Annotated in this window: 16 protein-coding genes; 12 read left to right on the plus strand and 4 right to left on the minus strand. The window is 64.8% G+C overall.

What is annotated here, in order from left to right; all coding sequences use genetic code 11:
* The first annotated feature begins 10 nt into the window (after window positions 1-10).
* From QMG84_RS00770 to QMG84_RS00790, 5 genes are all read left to right on the plus strand, one after another.
* On the plus strand, window positions 11-1,366 hold the full coding sequence (locus QMG84_RS00770; protein ID WP_281929761.1) for a murein hydrolase activator EnvC family protein: 1,356 nt from the start codon (window positions 11-13) through the stop codon (window positions 1,364-1,366).
* Window positions 1,363-2,724, plus strand: coding sequence for a S41 family peptidase (locus QMG84_RS00775; protein ID WP_281929762.1), 1,362 nt, complete (start codon window positions 1,363-1,365; stop codon window positions 2,722-2,724). The genes QMG84_RS00770 and QMG84_RS00775 overlap by 4 nt, the downstream gene beginning before the upstream one ends.
* A gap of 210 nt (window positions 2,725-2,934) precedes the next feature.
* Complete coding sequence (locus tag QMG84_RS00780) at window positions 2,935-3,705, plus strand: heme ABC transporter permease (protein WP_281929764.1); 771 nt, start codon at window positions 2,935-2,937, stop codon at window positions 3,703-3,705.
* The gene (ccmD, locus tag QMG84_RS00785) at window positions 3,702-3,875 is read left to right on the plus strand and encodes a heme exporter protein CcmD (protein ID WP_281929766.1); all 174 of its coding nucleotides are present in this window, start codon (window positions 3,702-3,704) and stop codon (window positions 3,873-3,875) included. The genes QMG84_RS00780 and ccmD overlap by 4 nt, the downstream gene beginning before the upstream one ends.
* The gene (locus tag QMG84_RS00790; protein ID WP_281929768.1) at window positions 3,872-4,453 is read left to right on the plus strand and encodes a DsbE family thiol:disulfide interchange protein; all 582 of its coding nucleotides are present in this window, start codon (window positions 3,872-3,874) and stop codon (window positions 4,451-4,453) included. The genes ccmD and QMG84_RS00790 overlap by 4 nt, the downstream gene beginning before the upstream one ends.
* Before the next feature lie 115 nt (window positions 4,454-4,568).
* Here QMG84_RS00790 and QMG84_RS00795 read toward each other — a convergent pair whose 3' ends face one another.
* The 3 genes from QMG84_RS00795 to QMG84_RS00805 form a co-directional block, all read right to left on the minus strand.
* Window positions 4,569-4,898: a PilZ domain-containing protein gene (locus QMG84_RS00795; RefSeq protein ID WP_202070947.1), complete on the minus strand. Its 330-nt coding sequence runs from the start codon at window positions 4,896-4,898 to the stop codon at window positions 4,569-4,571.
* A 100-nt stretch (window positions 4,899-4,998) separates the two neighbouring features.
* Window positions 4,999-5,739 (minus strand): sulfite exporter TauE/SafE family protein, encoded by a 741-nt coding sequence (locus QMG84_RS00800; protein WP_202070946.1) that lies wholly within the window; start codon window positions 5,737-5,739, stop codon window positions 4,999-5,001.
* Window positions 5,740-5,779: 40 nt separating this feature from the next.
* Entirely contained in the window at window positions 5,780-6,406 is a 627-nt protein-coding gene (locus tag QMG84_RS00805; RefSeq protein WP_281929771.1) for a TetR/AcrR family transcriptional regulator, read from the minus strand.
* Window positions 6,407-6,651: 245 nt separating this feature from the next.
* On the opposite strand from QMG84_RS00805, the gene QMG84_RS00810 reads away from it, so the two are divergent.
* The 4 genes from QMG84_RS00810 (at window position 6,652) to QMG84_RS00825 (ending at window position 12,618) form a co-directional block, all read left to right on the plus strand.
* Window positions 6,652-7,344: a PspA/IM30 family protein gene (locus tag QMG84_RS00810; protein ID WP_281929773.1), complete on the plus strand. Its 693-nt coding sequence runs from the start codon at window positions 6,652-6,654 to the stop codon at window positions 7,342-7,344.
* A gap of 61 nt (window positions 7,345-7,405) precedes the next feature.
* Entirely contained in the window at window positions 7,406-7,693 is a 288-nt protein-coding gene (locus tag QMG84_RS00815; protein ID WP_281929774.1) for a YiaA/YiaB family inner membrane protein, read from the plus strand.
* An 85-nt stretch (window positions 7,694-7,778) separates the two neighbouring features.
* On the plus strand, window positions 7,779-11,249 hold the full coding sequence (locus QMG84_RS00820) for an acyl-[ACP]--phospholipid O-acyltransferase (RefSeq protein WP_281929776.1): 3,471 nt from the start codon (window positions 7,779-7,781) through the stop codon (window positions 11,247-11,249).
* Window positions 11,250-11,451: 202 nt separating this feature from the next.
* On the plus strand, window positions 11,452-12,618 hold the full coding sequence (locus tag QMG84_RS00825) for an IS4 family transposase (protein WP_281927877.1): 1,167 nt from the start codon (window positions 11,452-11,454) through the stop codon (window positions 12,616-12,618).
* Between the two features lie 53 nt (window positions 12,619-12,671).
* Here the strand turns inward: QMG84_RS00825 and QMG84_RS00830 are convergent, their stop codons facing one another.
* Window positions 12,672-13,667: a CHAD domain-containing protein gene (locus QMG84_RS00830; protein ID WP_281929778.1), complete on the minus strand. Its 996-nt coding sequence runs from the start codon at window positions 13,665-13,667 to the stop codon at window positions 12,672-12,674.
* A 147-nt stretch (window positions 13,668-13,814) separates the two neighbouring features.
* On the opposite strand from QMG84_RS00830, the gene QMG84_RS00835 reads away from it, so the two are divergent.
* The 3 genes from QMG84_RS00835 to rnhB all read left to right on the plus strand — a co-directional run bounded on the left by QMG84_RS00835 (window position 13,815) and on the right by rnhB (window position 17,497).
* Window positions 13,815-15,248: a homospermidine synthase gene (locus QMG84_RS00835; protein ID WP_281929779.1), complete on the plus strand. Its 1,434-nt coding sequence runs from the start codon at window positions 13,815-13,817 to the stop codon at window positions 15,246-15,248.
* A 406-nt stretch (window positions 15,249-15,654) separates the two neighbouring features.
* Window positions 15,655-16,773, plus strand: coding sequence for a PA0069 family radical SAM protein (locus QMG84_RS00840; RefSeq protein ID WP_281929781.1), 1,119 nt, complete (start codon window positions 15,655-15,657; stop codon window positions 16,771-16,773).
* 112 nt (window positions 16,774-16,885) lie between these two features.
* Window positions 16,886-17,497 (plus strand): ribonuclease HII, encoded by a 612-nt coding sequence (rnhB, locus tag QMG84_RS00845; RefSeq protein WP_281929783.1) that lies wholly within the window; start codon window positions 16,886-16,888, stop codon window positions 17,495-17,497.
* Window positions 17,498-17,555 lie beyond the last annotated feature (58 nt).

The following is a 17,555-nucleotide window of genomic DNA, read 5'->3' on the forward strand; positions in this document are numbered from 1 at the left end:
ACCAGGCTATATGGCGCGCATGACATGGGCGAGCGAGCAACTGCGGACAGGCGAGGGGCGTGGTCTCTTCGTCCTGCTGTCGCTGGCCGCCGCCCTTTCCGCGCAGGCTGAGGAAAAGGCGGGCGATTCAAGCGATCTATCGATCAAGCGCCTGGAGCTGCGCGGGGTCGAGAGCACGATAGACGAGGCGAGAGAGCGGGCGAAGAAGCTCGAAGGAGAGATCGCCTCGCACGCCGCCATACGCGAAAACCTCAACAAAGTGCTGCTCGAGGCGACCGGCCGTCTGCAGGAGACGGAAGAGCACGCGGCCCAGATCGAAGAAAGAGTGGTTAAGCTTGGGGGCGATGAGAAAAAAATCGTCGACTCGCTGGATAGCCGCCGGGCGACGATCGGCGAGGTGCTGATGGTTCTCCAGCGCATGGGCCGGCGCCCGCCGCCGGCGCTCCTGGCCCGCCCGCAAGATATTCTCGACGCTCTGCGCGCCTCGCTGGCGCTGGGCGATATGCTGCCGCAAATGCGCGCCGAGGCGCGCGCGCTGCAGGACGATCTCGCCGAGCTTGTCCGTCTTCGCGACATGGCCCGCCACGAGCAGGACCGCCTGAGCGAGGAGAAGAAGGCGCTGGCCGAGCAACGCGCGCGGCTCGGCGACTTGATCGCCATGCGGCAGGAGGCGATCGAAACCGCGCAATCGGCGATGCAAAAGGAGGCCGCGCGCTCTGCGGCGCTGGCGCGGCAGGCGTCCAGCCTGAAAGATCTGATCACGCGCATGGAGGCCGAAAGCGAAGCCGCCCGCAAGGCGGCGGAGGCGGCGCGCAAGGCCGATGAGGAACGGGCGGCGGCGCAGGCAAAGCTCAGCGAGGAGCAACGCCGCAAGGCGCTGGCGGCGCCCTTCAAGGACGCGGCGCGTCTCGCGCCCGCTGTCTCCTTCGCCGACCTCAAGGGCAAGCTCAACTTCCCGGTGGCGGGGCCGGTGCTCAAGCGCTTCGGCGCGCCGGACGGTTTCGGCGGCAAGGAAAAAGCCTATTACATCGGCGCAAGGGACAATGGCGTCGTGGTCGCGCCCTCCGACGGCTGGGTTCTGTTCTCGGGACCATACAGAAGCTACGGACAACTCTTGATCCTTAACGCAGGCGACGGCTATTATGTCGTCCTGGCCGGCATGAATCGCTCTAACGTGAACGTCGGACAATTCGTCCTGGCGGGCGAGCCGGTGGCCAGCATGGGAGACGGAGCCGCGCAGACGGCCGCAACCGTCGCGATCGGCGCGAAACAACCCATTTTATATGTCGAGTTCCGCAAGGACGGTAACTCGATCGACTCGAGCCCATGGTGGGCCAAGTCAGACAGTCGGAAGGTCGGCGGATGATTCGCAAAACTGCTCTAATCGCTACCGGAATCGCCATCGGAGCCGGAAGCGCGACGCTCGGCCAACAGGCCCGCGCTCTGATCGGCGCGCCGGCCGCCGCCGCCACCACCGCCGATACATATAAAAACCTGAGCCTCTTCGGCGATGTGTTCGACAAGGTCCGCGCCGATTATGTCGAGAAGCCCGACGAGCAGAAGCTCGTCGAAAACGCCATCAACGGCATGCTCACCTCGCTCGATCCGCATTCGAGCTACCTCGACGCCAAAGGCTTCAAGGACATGCGGACGCAAACCGAGGGCAAGTTCGGCGGTCTGGGCATCGAAGTCACCCAGGAAGACGGCCTCGTGAAGGTTGTCACGCCGATCGACGACACGCCGGCCTCGCGCGCGGGCATCATGTCCGGCGACCTCATCGGCGCCATCGACGACGAGAACGTCCAGGGCATGACGCTCAATCAGGCTGTCGACAAAATGCGCGGCCAGATCAATACGCCGGTCAAGCTGACGGTCTACCGCGGCAAGGACAAGGACAAGATCGAGGTCAAGATGACCCGCGCCGAGATTCACATCAAATCGGTGCGCTCGCGGACCCAGGACAATGACATCGCCTATGTCCGCATCTCCCAGTTCAACGAGGAGACGGCGGACGGCCTGCGCAACGCCATGGCCAAGGCGCAGCAGGAAATCCCGGCCGACAAGTTCAAGGGCTATATCATCGACCTGCGCAACAATCCGGGCGGCCTGCTCGACCAGTCGATCCAGGTGGTCAACGCCTTCATCGACAAGGGCGAGATCGTCTCGACGCGCGGCCGCAACGCCGACGAGACCCAGCGCTACAACGCCCGTCCGGGCGACCTTTCCAAGGGCAAGCCGGTCGTGGTGCTGATCAACGGCGGCTCGGCCTCGGCCTCGGAGATCGTCGCTGGCGCGCTGCAGGACCACAAGCGCGCGACGCTCATCGGCACGCGCTCCTTCGGCAAGGGCTCGGTGCAGACCATCATCCCGCTCGGCGGCGCGGCCGGCGCGTTGCGCCTCACCACGGCGCGCTACTACACGCCGTCGGGCCGCTCGATCCAGGCCAAGGGCATCGATCCCGACATGCAGATCCTGCAGGACGTGCCAGACGAGCTGAAGGGCAAGGACGACACCAAGGGCGAAGCCTCGCTCAAGGGCCATCTCAAGAACGGCGAGGACGAGAAGTCGGGCTCGCAGGCCTATGTCCCGCCGGACGAGAAGAAGGACAAGCAACTGACCGCGGCCATCGACCTGCTGCACGGCAAGTCCCGGGCGCAGATCATCGCCGAGCAGACCAAGGAAATCGCCAAGGACTCGACAAAAGCTCCGACCAAGGCCAATTAAGCGGGGCGGACAGGGCTAGAAAAGCGGGCGCCGCGGGAAAGCGGCGTCCGCTTTCTTATTTCTGGGGGTTGGGCGCCGCTGCGCTGGATTCCCGATCGCGCTTCGCGCGTCGGGAATGACAGCGGGCGCTTAAAAGGCGATGTCATTCCCGACAGGCGAAGCCTGATCGGGAATCCAGAGGCCGATTATCGAAGGATCCGACGTTCCACGATGCCGAATATCCTCGACTACGCCAATCCGACGCGCTTCCTCAATTTCGCGCGCATCGTCCTGCCCTGGCTCTCCGGCCTCACGCTCATTCTGCTCGCCGTCGGGCTCTACGGCGCCTTCACCGCGCCGCCCGACTATCAGCAGGGCGAGACGGTGCGGATCATGTATATCCATGTGCCGTCGGCCTGGCTGGCGATCTTCGCCTATATTGTGATGACCTCGGCCTCGCTCGGCGTTCTGGTCTGGAAGCATCCGCTCGCCGACGCCGCGCAGAAGACCGCCGCCTCGCTCGGCGCCGCCTTCACTTTCGTCTGCCTCGTCACCGGCTCGCTGTGGGGCAAGCCGATGTGGGGGACCTATTGGGTGTGGGACGCAAGGCTCACCTCGATGCTGGTGCTGTTCCTGCTCTATCTCGGCCTCATCGCCGTGCGCCAGACGATGGACGACACCCCGCGCGGCGCGCGCATCGCCTCCATCATGACGCTCGTCGGCGCCATCGACATTCCGATCATCAAATATTCGGTCGACTGGTGGAACACGCTGCATCAGCCGGCTTCCGTCTTCCGCATCGGCGGGCCGACCATCTCGGGCTCCATGCTGTGGCCGCTGCTCGTCATGGCGCTCGGCGGGACGCTTTTGTTCCTGACCCTGCATTTCATGGCGATCCGCAACGAAATCCTGCGCCGCCGCCTCGCGCGCCTCTCGATGCAGGCGCTGCAGGAGGCGGCCCGGGACGAAGGCGAGGCGCCCACGCTCGAGGCCGCGCAATGAGCGAACATCAAACTTTCGTGGCGATCGCCTATGCGATCGCCTTTCTGACGATCGGCGGCGCCGCCGCGCGCATCATTCTCGACTACCGGCGCCTGAAGGGCGAGCTTGCCCGCTTCGGCGCCAAGGGGCAAAGGGATGTGGGCCAGCGGGATGAAGGAGGCGCGGCGTGAGCGAACCCGTCATCGCCCAGCGTTCGCCGCTGCGTTTTCTGCCGCTCATTCTTTTCGCCCTGCTCGCGGGGCTGTTCCTCATCCGGCTCTTTGCCGGCGACGCGTCGCGCATCCCTTCGGCGCTGATCGGCAAGCCCGCGCCGACCTTCAACCTTCCTGCTCTCGATGGCCTCAAGGACACGCCCGGCCTGTCGACCGAAGACCTGCGCAAGGGCCATGTCAGCGTCGTCAATATTTTTGCGAGCTGGTGCGCCCCCTGCCGGCAGGAACATCCCGTGCTGATGGCCATGGCGCGCGACGCGGCGCTGAAGGAAAAAGGCGTCGAAATCTATGGCCTGTCCTATAAGGACGAGCCCGCCAATGCGCTGGGCTTCCTGCAGGCGGGCGGCAATCCGTTCCAGCGCGTCGGCGTCGATCCGGCGGGTCGCACGGCGATCGACTTCGGCGTCTATGGCGTGCCGGAAACCTTCGTGATCAAGGGCGACGGAACCATCGCCTATAAATTCGTCGGGCCGTTGTCGCCCTCGGCCGTGGCGACGACGCTCCTGCCGGAGATCGAAAAGGCGATGGGCAAGTAAGCCTAGAGCGCATTCCGCAAAAGTTGATAGACTTTTGCGATAAGAATGCGCTCCAGCTTTTTGACTCTGCGCGATTTCTTATCGCTCGCATGATTCCATGCGAGCGGAAAGCGCGCTAGCGCCGCTCCGGGAGCCGGGCGCCGTCCCGCGGCGGCTTCGATCCCTTCTGGAACTCCACCCCGACCAGCGTCTGCCGGCGCCAGACCACCCGGGCGACATGTTTCGCTTGGCCGGCATGGAGGATGAAATTGTCGGGCAAGGTCGCGCCCAAGCCGTCGATCTTCGCGCCCGTCGTCGAAATATCGACGATCCGGCACGGTATCGCCGGCTCCATTCCACCCGGATCGGCCCAGACATCGGTGTAAGACTTGTGCCTCGGGGCCGCGCGCCTGTCGCTTAAGGCGCCGGTCTGCTGCCGGGATTTGTCCGAGAAGGTGGCGGCCATGGAATCTCGCGCGGCAAGCAGTTCGACAAGACCGCAAGCCTATTCCAAAGCTGCTTACGCTTTCCTCAACGAAGCCGCTAAATAGCTCTAAAAGTTTGCCTTACGGCGCTTTCAGAAAGAGCCCCACTGTCAGCAGCGACCCGATGACGACGATAAAAATCCGCAGGATTTTCTCGTCTATCCGGTGAATGAGATGGGCGCCGCCGACGCCGCCGATCGTCGCGCCGGCCGCCGTGACGAGCGCCTGCTCCCAGTGAAGGTCTGGCGAAAACAGGAAGATGACGACAGCCGATGCGTTCATCACGCCGGCGAGCACATTTTTGGTGGCGCTGGCGATGCGCACCGCCTGACCGGCCATGGTGAGCGCCGCAACCATCAGGAATCCGGCGCCGCCGCCGAAATAGCCGCCGTAGGTGGCGATGAGAAATTGAATGAAGCCGGCGCCGGCGGGAGAAAGATGGCCCTCCGCCTCTCCCGGCTTGCGAAAGAAGCTGCCCCAGGCGAACAGCCCCGTGGCGAAGAGCACCAGCCAGGGCACGAGCCGGGCGAAAAGGCCGCGCGGGGTCTCCAGCAAGATCACCGCGCCGATGGCGCCGCCGATAATGCAGATGACGAAGAGCCAGGCCAAGGTGAGCGCGCCAACGCCTCTGGCGTGGCTGCGCCCCGTCCAGCCGGTCGCGACCTGCGCCGGAAAAAGCGCGACGCAGGAGGTGATGTTCGCCGCGAGCGCGTCCATGCCGGTGAACATCAGCGTCGGCAGAATGAGGAAGGAGCCGCCGCCCGCGAGCGCATTTTGCGCGCCCGCCCAGATCGCGACGGCGAAAAGCAGAAGGTAGGCCATAAAGGGGCTATGTCAGCTCCCATGCCGCATGGCAAGCCGTTCAGGATTTTGGAGCCGCCTCTTGCGCCAGACCAGCGGCGATGAGGCGCACGAGGGTCTCCAATTGCGCGTCGAGCGCCTCGGGAGGCGTTTCCTCGAGCTTCTCTTCGAGACCGAGCGCCACGACGCCATGGACCGCCGAGAAGAGCGTGCGGGCGAGACGCGCGCGCGATTTTTCGTCCCAGCCAGGCAAGAGAGCGGCCAACGGCGTCTCGAGGCGCCCGAACAATTGGTTGCGCTCGTCCGAATACCAATCGGGCACCCGCGCGCCGCCCGAAAGGCGATGTTCGAAAAGCGCGCGCCAGCTCGGCTCTTCTCGGCGGGCGAAATCCAGATAGGCGCGGGCGAGCGCGAGCAGCGCCGCCGACGGGTCCGCCTGGCTCAAGGCGGCATCGAGGGAATCGCCCAGCCGCTCCAGCGTCGAGAGATTGACGCGCAGGATGAGCTCGTCGAGATCGTCGAAGGCCGTGTAGATCGCGCCGAGCGCGCAACCGGCCTCGGACGCGAGGTCGCGCGCCTTCAGCCCGCCGAGGCCGCGCGCCGCGACGGACTGCCGGGCGACATCGAGAAGGCGCTCCCTGAGCTTCTGGCGTCGCTGCGTTCCGGCTTCGGTTCTGGTCTCGCTCACCGATCATTCCTTTCGAGGCCGTAAGGCCGCCGCGGCGGCAAGAATGGGCGGGGAAGGCGGCCGCGCCATGGCGAGCGGCGTTCTTCCGGTGTTTCAAAACCGCGCAACCTATTGAGCGGTTCCAGACTTGCGCATGTCCTAGAGCACAGCCCCGAGCCGCGTTCAATGTTTTCTTGAACTTCGTTCACAGCGATGCTAAGTAGGGCTTGTGAACACTGTTCAGTAACGCTCAGGGGAGAACCCGAATGCTAAAGACTGTCGTCACATTGTTCCGGGGCAAGGCGTACGAAGCCGAGGAACGGCTCGCAGACCGCCATGCGCTCGCCATCCTCGATCAACAAATGCGCGACGCCGCCCTGGCGGTGGAACGCGCCAAAAAGACGCTCGCCCTGGCGAGCGCGCAGGACAAGGCGGAGGAGCGAAAGCTCGACGCCACGCGAGCGCAGATCGCCGAGATCGAAACCCGCGCCGTCGCGGCCTTGAAAGCCGGGCGCGAGGACCTTGCCCGGAAAGCCGCTGAAAATATCGCAGACCTCGAAAGCGACGCCACGGCGGCCGAGAAAGCGCGCGCGCTGTTCTCAGTCGAGATCAAGAGCCTCGAACGTCATCTGCGCGACCAATCCGCCCGCCTCGCCGAATTGGAGCGCGGCAGGCGGATCGCCCGCGCGGCCGAGGCCGTCCGCGTCGCGCGCCGCGGGAGGCTCGAAGAGGCGCCTTGCGGCCAATCGACCCTTTCGGAGGCGGAAGCCACATTGGCGCGCCTGCGGGAGCGGCAGGCGGAAGCCTGCGCCGCAGAAGCCGCTCTCGACGATCTGGACGCTCGCGACAAAGCCCAGGACCTCAACGCGGTCCTCGCCGACGCCGGCTTCGGCCCGCCGGTGAAGCCGCGCGCGGCGGATGTTCTCGCAAGGCTGAAAGAAAAGGCGGGCGCGGCGTGAGCCAGCCCGCCGGCCTCGTCTCCTGAAAGCAAGGCCCCAACTACAGTCCCGATAGAAGGAAATGAAAATGTCCGCTCAACCAATCAAACATTCCGCCGCATTCGTCGGCTTCTCCTATGTTTCCTTCGGCATTGCCGCGCTGATGGTGGGCGGCGGCGTTTTCGCCATGCCGATCGACCATTGGATGAAGGGCTTCCTCATCATGGGCGTGGTGATGCTGGTGCAATCCTGCATCATCCTCACCAAGACGATCCGCGATAATGTCGAGGCGGAGAAGCTGCTCAACCGCATCGAAGACGCCAAGACCGAGCGCCTTCTGATGGACGTCTCCAAAGGCGTCTCCGCGTAGATTTTCGTAATCGGCCGGCGGTCTTGACCGATCCTTAACAGGCTCTGTTCAATTTTCGCCGGCCCAGCCCTTTGGATTGACCGCCATGTCGCAATCGCTTCTGGCCACCCGCCGCTTCGCGCCGCTCTTCTGGCGCCAGTTCTTCGCCGCCTTCAATGATAACTTCCTCAAAAACGCGCTGGTTCTGATGATCCTCGCGCAGATCGGCGGCGAAAAGGGCGCGTCTCTCGTCACCCTCGCCGGCGCCATTTTCATCGCGCCCTTCTTCCTGCTTTCGGGGATCGCGGGCGAGATGGCGGATAAATTCGACAAGGCGACCATTGCGCGCCGCCTGAGCCTCGCCGAAATTGGCGTCGCCGGCCTCTCGGCCGCGGGTTTCTATTTCTCGGACGTGACGACGCTCTTTGTGGCGCTTGCGCTCTTCGGCGTCACCGGCGCGCTGTTCGGCCCGGTCAAATACGGCATTCTGCCGGATCATCTGACCCGCGAAGAGCTGCCGGCCGGCAACGCTCTCGTCGAGAGCGCGACCTTCCTCGCCATTCTCGCCGGCACCATCGCGGGCGGCCTCGCCATGCAGGCGCATGACGAAGTCTATGGCGCGCTCGCCTTTGTCGGCGGCGTCATGGCGGTGGCGCTCGCGAGCTACGCCGCCGCCTGGTTCATCCCCTCGACGCAAAGCGCGGCGGCGGATCTCAAGATCGACGCCAATATCTTCCGCTCGACCTTCAAGCTGATGAAGGCGCTGCGCGCCGCGCCGTCGCTGCGCCGCCTCACGACGGTGACGAGCCTCTTCTGGCTCTATGGCTCCATCGCCATGTCGTTGATGCCGCCGCTCGTCACGCATTCGCTGCATGGCGCCGAAAGCGTCGTCACGCTGCATCTGACGATTTTCGCCGTCGCCATCGGCGCGGGCTCGGGGCTTGCCGCCTTTCTGCTCAAGGGCCGCATCGTTCTGCTGCCGGCGGCAATCGGCGCCGCCCTCGTCGCCATCGCGTCCTTCGATCTTGGCGCCGCCGAGATTTCGCGCGTCGCGACGGAAAGTCCCACGCTCGCAATCGCCGATTATTTCAACCAGCCCGGCGCGCTGCGCGCGTCGCTCGACCTCGCGCTGCTGGCGCTTGCGGGCGGCCTGATGATCGTGCCCTCCTTCGCCGCCATTCAGGCGCAAAGCCCGGCCGATCAGCGCGCCCGCACCGTTGCGGCGGTCAATGTCCATAACGCCGCCTATATGGCCGCGGGCGGCGCCGGCGTCGCCTTTCTGCAGGCGCAGGGCGTGACCCTGGCGCAGCTTTTCCTCGGCATGGGCGCCGTCGCGCTGCTGTCGGCGATCTGGATTCGCTACGCCGTGGTGAAGAACCCGATCCTCGACTTGTTGTCGATTATTTTTCGGTCCTTCTACCGGCTCGAAGTGAAGGGGCTCGACAATCTGGAGAGAGCGGGGGCCAATGCGATCATCGCCCTCAACCATGTCAGCTTCCTCGACGCGGCGGCGATCCTCTCCGTGCTGCCGAAAGACCCGGTCTTCGCCATCGACCATGGCATCTCGCAGCGTTGGTGGGTGAAGCCCTTTCTCAAATTCACCCGCGCCATTCCGCTCGACCCGACCAAGCCGCTCGGCACGCGCACGCTGATCAACGCCGTGAAGGCCGGCGAGTCTCTGGTGATTTTTCCGGAAGGGCGCCTCACCGTCACCGGCAGCCTGATGAAGGTCTATGACGGCGCCGGTCTGATCGCGGAGAAATCCGGGGCCATGATCGTGCCGGTGAAGATCGACGGGCCGGAAGCGACCATCTTCTCGCGCCTGACGCGCGATCAGGCGCGCCGCCGCTTTTTCCCGAAATTCACCCTCACCATGCAGGAGCCGGTGCGCCTCACGGTTGATGAGGAATTGAAGGGCAAGGCGCGGCGCATGGCGGCGGGCGCGGCGCTCTATCAGATCATGTCGGACATGATCTTCCGCACGACCAAGCAGGACGAGACGATTTTCGAGGCCGTCGTGCGGGCGGGCGACAAGCATGGTTTTTCGCGCGTCGCGCTGGAAGACCCGCTGACGGGCGCGCTCACCTACAAAAGGATCCTCATCGGCGCCCGCGTGCTGGGCGAAAAAATCGCGAAGATCGATACGGCGGGCGATTGCGTCGGGATCATGCTGCCGAACGCCAACGCCGCGGGCGTGACTTTCCTCGCCGTGACGTCTGCGGGGCGCGTTCCCGCCATGATCAACTTCACCGCCGGCGCCGCGAATATTCTCTCCGGCTGCGAAGCGGCGGGCGTCAAGACCATCCTCACCTCGCGCGCCTTCATCGAGAAGGCCAGGCTCGACAAGCTCGCCGCCGCATTGGAAGAGAAAGTCGCGCTCGTCTATCTCGAAGACATGCGCGCCGGCGTCTCGTCATTCGACAAGCTGACCGCCCTGCTGCGCTTCAAAAAGCCGGTCGTCGCGCGCAAGGCGGGCGATATGGCGGCTGTGCTGTTCACCTCCGGCTCGGAGGGCGCGCCCAAGGGCGTCGCGCTGTCGCACGCCAATATGCTCGCCAATGCCGCCCAGGCGGCGGCGCGCATCGACTTCGGCCGCCAGGACAAGGTGTTCAACGTGCTGCCGGTGTTCCACTGCTTCGGGCTGACGATCGGCTTCATGCTGCCGCTCATCTCCGGCGTGCCGGTCTATTTCTACCCTTCCCCGCTGCACTACCGGATTGTGCCGGAGCTGATCTATGGCACCAACGCCACGATCTTCTTCGGGACGGACACCTTCCTTGCCGGCTATGCGCGTAGCGCCCACGCCTATGACTTCCGCTCGATCCGCTATGTCGTCGCCGGCGCCGAGCCGGTGAAGCAATCGACCCGCGATATATGGTGCGAGAACTTCGGCATTCGCATTCTCGAGGGCTACGGCGTCACCGAGACGGCGCCTGTGCTCGCGCTCAACACGCCGATGTTCAACAAATTCGGGACCGTGGGCCGCATCATGCCCGGCGTCGACGTCAAGCTCGAACCCGTGCCCGGCGTCGAGGAAGGCGGCCGCCTGCTCGTGCGCGGCCCCAATGTGATGATGGGCTATCTCATGGCGGACAAGCCGGGCGTGCTGCAGGCGCCGGAGGGCGGCTGGCACGACACCGGCGACATTGTGACGATCGACGCGCAGGGTTTCGTGACGATCAAGGGCCGCGCCAAGCGCTTCGCCAAGATCGGCGGCGAAATGGTGTCGCTCGCCGCCATCGAGCAGCTCGCCGGCGAGCTTTGGCCCAAGGCGCTCTCCGCGGCGGCGACCGAGATCGACCCGCGCAAGGGCGAGCGCATCGTGCTCGTCACCCAGCAGAAGGACGCCACCCGCGCCGATTTCGCGGCCTACGCCAAATCGAAGGAGGCGTCGGATTTGTCGATCCCGGCGGAAGTCATGCTCGTCGAGCATGTGCCGCTGCTGGGCTCGGGCAAGCTCGACTTCGCGGCGGTGACCAAAATGGTGCGCGACCGCAACCGCTACCTCGGCGGCGGACCGCGCCTGCCCAATGGAGTGCTCGGGCGGATCGATGGGAATGTCGCGGTTGTGGGGTGAGCCCCCACCCCAACCCTCCCCCGCTTCGCGGGAGAGGGAGCAGAGCGTGGCCTTCATAAACGACGCTAATCGTGAGCGTCCCCTCTCCCGCGAAGCGCAGGGCTGTCCGGGGAATGAGTCGAAAGGTCGCGGGCGCATGCCCGGTTTTCCCGACGGTTGTCGGGTATTTTCCGGTTGTCGAGACTGGAAAAAAGGACCGGACATGCCCGTGCACTCTACTGTATTCGCCCAACTGCTCAAGCCGGTCGATCGGCGCGCCTTCAAGCAGATCGTCGAGCGGCATGGCGGCGACGCCTACGACAAATCCTTCAAGAGCTGGGATCACCTCGTCGCGCTCATCTACGCCCAGCTTGCCGGGGTCTCCAGCCTGCGCGCCCTCGTTCCCGCCTTCAACGCCGACGCGCGCGCGCATTATCACCTCGGGACGCGGCGGCTCGCGCGCACGACCCTTTCCGACGCCAACGCCCGCCGGCCCGTCGCCGTCTTCGCCGATCTCTTCGCCATGCTCTCCGGCGCGCTCGACCGTCATACGCGCCGGGAGGGCGCGGACATGATCCGCCTCATCGATTCGACGCCCATCCCTTTGAGCAAATTCCTCGATTACGCCCGCTCCAACGGCCGCACTCACGGCCTCAAAATGCACGTGGTCCATGACCCGCGCGCCAATCGGCCCCTTCGCGCGGAAGTCACGCCCGCCAATGTGAACGACATAGAGATCGGCAAGAAAACCGATATCGAGCCGGGCGCCGCTTATGTCTTCGACAAAGGCTATTGCGACTATCGCTGGTGGACCGAGATCGCCGCGCAAGGCGCTTTCTTCGTCACCCGGCCGAAGGCGAACGCCCGCTTCCGGGCGATCGCCGCCCGCCCGCTCGACCCCGAAAGCGCGCGGGGCGACGGCTTCGCCGTGATCGCCGACGAGGAGGTGGCGCTGGCCAGCAAAGGCGATTCCAAGCTGCCCATGCCGCTGCGGCGCATCACCGTGGAAAGAGACGAGGCCAAAGGCCGCATCGTCCTCATCGTCAACGACATGCGCCGCCCGGCCGCGGAAATCGCCGCGCTCTACAAGGGCCGCTGGGCAATCGAGCTGCTGTTCCGTTGGATCAAGCAGCATCTCAACATCAAGAGCTTCATCGGCGAGGCCGAAAACGCCGTGCGCCTGCAGCTCTTCGCCGCGATGATCGCCTTCACCCTGCTGCGCATCGCCGCCTGCGTCCACAAGATCGACATGGCGGCACTGCGTTTCGCCGAGCTCGTCGGCCGCTTCCTCTTCGACCGCCGGCCGATCGCGCTTATCGACAAGCCGCCAATCAGGCCCAAGCCCGGCCGAGACTTCTCTAGTCTGCAGCTCCAGCTCGCGGCCCTATGATTTCCCCGGACAGCCCTGCGCGAAGCGGGGGAGGGACAGGGAGGGGGCAAGCGCTACTCCCAAAACGGCTCCAGCTTCCTCAATCGCTTCTCGCTCTTCTTTGCATGCGCCGCGCCGGCCTGGGCCGCATGGGCGAACCAGCCGCGCACGAAGCCCGAGGCGCGCAGGACCGTGGCGCCCTCGGCGTCGATCTCGTCGAGCAGCGTATTCGCCGTCTCCATGTCGTTATAGTCGCCAAGCCCGTCCTGCAGCTTGGCGAGCGCGGCGGAGAATTCCTCGGCGTCGTCGACATGCGCAAACAGGCTCTCGAAAAACTCCGCGCCATAGCGCGCTTTTTTCAAAGCAATGCGCACCTGATGCCGCTCCTCGGGCGTCAGCTCGGCGAGACCCTTGGCTTTCTTTACGACGCGCTTGCGCAGCTTGGTGAGGGCTGCTTGTGCGAAGTCCTTCGCCGAACCCTCTTCGCGGGCCTCCGGCTGCGCGGTCCAATTGCGCTTGGCGATCGCCTCGCGAAATTCGGCAAGAAAAGCGCGCGCCTCCGGTCCCTCGACCGCCGCGCGCGCGGCGCGATAGGCCTTGGCGCGGCGCGTATTTATCTCGGCGAGAAGCGCTTCGTAGCTCGCTTCGTCCTTGAGCGACGCGCCGGGGCCCTCCGCGAGCATGTCGAGGAAAACGTCCCAATTGCGCGCCTGCCCGAGAGTTGAGGCAAGCGTTTTGGCCCGATCGCGCGCCGCGGCGAGGGCAGGGCCGGCCAGCGCGTCCCGGAACGTCCCGATCGCCGCCCGCAAACGCCGTAGCGCCACGCGCATTTGATGCACGCTTTCCGCCAGCTCCTCGGCCAGAAAGACCGGCGCATTGGCCTCGAAATGGTCGAGCGCGGAGGAAAAGACGCAGACGGCGGCGTCCTCGACCGTGTCGGTCGCAAGCAGCTTCACCGGCCGGGCCTTCTGCGGCCCCGCCGGCTTGGCGACCTTGGCAGGCTCAGGGCGCACGTCGGCCGTCGGGGCGATCGCCTCGGGTGAGACGTCATGGCGCGCGGGCCGTTCCATGCTTGCTCCTGTCGGAATGCTCAGGATTTTGGGCGCCAGGCGCTCGAGGTCAAGCGCAGGCGACGCAATAAACCGGCGCGATACTTGATTAAGACGCCCGCGCCTGCTTTATCGCGGCGCACCATTCGCACAAGGAGGCAAGAGTAAATGTCCGTATGGCCCGTCTATGGCAAAATCACCGGCCCGATCGTCCTGATCGGCTTCGGCTCCATCGGACGCGGCATCTTGCCCCTGATCGAGCGCCATTTCGACTTCGACAAGAGCCGGTTCACCGTCATCGACCCGGTCGATACGCACCGCCGGCTGCTCGATGAACGCGGCATCGCTTTTCTCAAAGAAAAGCTCACCCCCGAAAATTATCGCGAAGTGCTCACGCCGCTTCTCACCAAGGGCGGCGGACAGGCCTTCATCGTCAATCTCTCCGTCGACGTCTCCTCGCTCGACATGATCAAGCTCGCGCGCGAGCTGAAGGCGCTTTACGTCGACACCGTCATTGAGCCCTGGCCGGGCTTCTATTTCGACAAGAACATGGGCAATGACGCGCGCACGAACTACGCGCTGCGCGAGACCGTTCTTGAAGAGCGCCGCAAGAACCCGGGCGGCACGACCGCCGTCTCCTGCGTCGGCGCCAATCCCGGCATGGTGTCCTGGTTCGTCAAGCAGGCGCTCGTCGACATCGCCAAGGACACGGGCGTCTTCGACAAGGAGCCGACGACCCGCGCCGAATGGGGCGCGCTGGCGCAGAAGCTCGGCGTCAAGGGCATTCATATCGCCGAACGCGACACGCAGCGGGCGCGTGACCCCAAGCCGCAGAATGTCTTCGTCAACACCTGGTCGGTGGAGGGCTTCGTCTCGGAAGGCATGCAGCCGGCCGAGCTGGGCTGGGGCACGCATGAGAAGTCGCTGCCGGACATCGGCCGCACCCATGCTGCCGGCTGCGGCGCTGCGATCTATCTGCTTTCGCCCGGCGCCAACACCCGCGTGCGTAGCTGGTGCCCGACGCCCGGCGCGCAATTCGGCTTCCTCGTCACGCATAATGAGGCGATTTCGATCGCCGATTACCTGACGGTGCGCGACGGCGCGGGCAATGTCGCCTACCGGCCGACCTGCCATTACGCCTATCATCCGGCCAATGACGCCGTTCTGTCGCTGCACGAAATCTTCGGCGCCGCCGGCAAGATGCAGCCGAGCTGGAAGATCCTCGACGAGCACGAGATCGTCGACGGCATCGACGAGCTGGGCGTGCTGATCTTCGGCCACGCCAAGAACGCCTATTGGTACGGCTCGCAGCTCTCGATTGAAGAGACCCGCGACCTCGCGCCCTATCAGAACGCCACCGGCCTGCAGGTGTCTTCCGCCGCGCTCGCCGGCATGGTCTGGGCGCTCGAGAATCCGGAAGCCGGCATCGTCGAGGCGGACGAAGTCGACTACAAGCGCTGCCTCGAAGTGCAACTGCCCTATCTCGGGCCGGTGAAGGGCTATTACACCGACTGGACGCCGCTCGAAGGCCGCCCCGGCCTGTTCCCGGAGGACATCGACACGAGCGATCCCTGGCAGTTCAAGAACATTCTGGTTCGCTGAGCGAACCTCGCAACGAAACGCATGGAGGCGGCGCGCAAGCGTCGCCTCTTTTTTTGTGTCGCAAGTCTCAAGGCCGTCATTGCGAGAAGCCCAAGGCGACGAAGCAATCCAGGGCAGCCACCGCGGCCCTGGATTGCTTCGCTTCGCCCGCAATGACGGGCGTTCGTTTGCTTTCGATCCCTGCTGGTCCACCGGCCGCGCCGGACGCTTTGCCAGCAGTGAGCCCTTAACTTCATCTTAAACCCTCTTGCATGCTCCGAGAATGTTCTTTATTCGTTCTTTATTCGCGCTATGTTCCGCTTCGGCAGGTCGAGCCGCGGCGGGGCGTCAAGTCCCCAAAGTCGCGATCACGGGAGGCCGGCTCCGGCCGGCCTCCCCTTAGGGGCCGTTTTGTCGGGAGTGGATCATGGGTCGGCTCGCTGAAATCTCGACGGATGCGCAGGCGCAAATCGGCGCGCTGGTCGACCCCGAGCGGCGGCGCGGGCGCGGTTCGCTGTCGAAGCGCAGCGGCCGCTATGAAAAGGAAATCCGCGAGGAAGCGGACGACGGCTGGGGCTCGCTCGAGACCCTGGAGGCGCTGAAGACCAACATTCACGTCGAAAAGCCGCGCTCGATCATCACGAAGAATGATTCTCCCGACATCGCTTTCGATCGCTCGATCAACCCCTATCGCGGCTGCGAGCATGGCTGCGTTTATTGTTTCGCGCGGCCGACGCACGCCTATATGGGGTTTTCGCCGGGGCTCGATTTCGAGACCGAAATTTTCGTCAAAGAAGGCGCGGCGCAGCTTTTGGAGCGCGAACTCTCGGCTCAAAATTACGCGCCGAAAGTCATCGCCATCGGCACGAACACCGATCCGTATCAGCCTTCTGAAAAGCGCCACCGCATCATGCGCTCCATTCTGGAAGTTCTGGCGCGCGTGAAACATCCGGTTGCGATCGTGACGAAATCGGCGCTCGTCTTGCGCGATCTCGATCTTCTGGCCCCGATGGCGAAAGACGGGCTCGCCAAGGTCGCTTTTTCGGTGACGACGCTCGATCCACGCCTTGCCCGGATCATGGAGCCCCGCGCCGCCACGCCTGAGCGCCGGCTCGACGCCATGGAAAAGCTCGCCGCCGCCGGCGTGCCGGTCGCCGTGATGGCCGCGCCGATCATTCCCGCCATCAATGACGACGAGATCGAGGCGATCCTCACCCGCGCCCACGCCGCCGGCGCGCGCGAGGCCGGCTACATCATGCTGCGTCTGCCGCTCGAAGTGCGCGATCTCTTCAGCGAGTGGCTGGTCGCCAATTTCCCCGACAAGGCCCGCCGCGCCCTGTCGCTCGTGCGCTCGACGCGCGGCGGCAAGCTATATGATCCGACCTTCGGCAAACGCTTTACAGGCGAGGGGCCTTACGCGTGGATGCTCGGCCGGCGTTTCGAGCTCGCCGCCAAGCGTCTCGGCTTTTCGAACTCGACGTTCAAATTGCGAACGGACCTCTTCGAGCCGCCGCGCCGAGGTCCTCAGCAGCTCAGCCTCTTTTGAGCGGGCGAGCCGCGAATTTTTCATTGCCAATAAGACGGCCAGCCGCTTTTTAGATCGCCATGCACATGACCGACCGAAATTTCACCCGGCCCTTTCATTCTGGCGTTGCGCCATGAGCGCCGGCCCCGACTTCCGCATCGAAGGCCGGTTGCATCGGCAGGGAATCTGGCCGGTCGCCGGCGTGGACGAAGTCGGGCGCGGCCCGCTCGCCGGGCCGGTGGCCGCCGCCGCGGTCATTCTCGATCCAAAGCGCCTCCCGCGCGGGTTGGACGACTCGAAAGGCCTGAACCAGAAAGAGCGGGAAGCCGCATTCGAGCGGATTATGGAAAAGGCGATCGCCGTCAGCATCGCCTTCGTCACGCCCGCTGAGATCGACGCCATCAACATCCGACAAGCATCGCTCGCGGCCATGGTCCGCGCGGTCGCCACCCTGTCGCACGCGCCGGCCTATGTGCTTGTCGACGGCTCCGATCCGCCGCGCCTCGCCTGCCCGTGCCGCGCGATCGTCAAGGGAGACGCGTCGACCTTATCCATCGCCGCTGCGTCGATCGTCGCTAAAGTCGCGCGCGACGCAATGATGCGGCGACTTGCCGCACACTACCCGAGCTATGGATTCGAAACCAATGTCGGCTACGCCGCACGGCGCCATCTCGACGCCTTGCGCGAGAACGGCCCAACTCCCGCACATCGCTTAAGCTTCTCGCCGCTGCGGGAGAAAGTATAAACGAGGCATTAAAGCTAAGTTTCTTACTTCATTAAGATTTTCGTTCGAAAAAGAGACG

Source organism: Methylocystis iwaonis (genome assembly GCF_027925385.1).
GTDB classification, from domain to species: domain Bacteria; phylum Pseudomonadota; class Alphaproteobacteria; order Rhizobiales; family Beijerinckiaceae; genus Methylocystis; species Methylocystis iwaonis.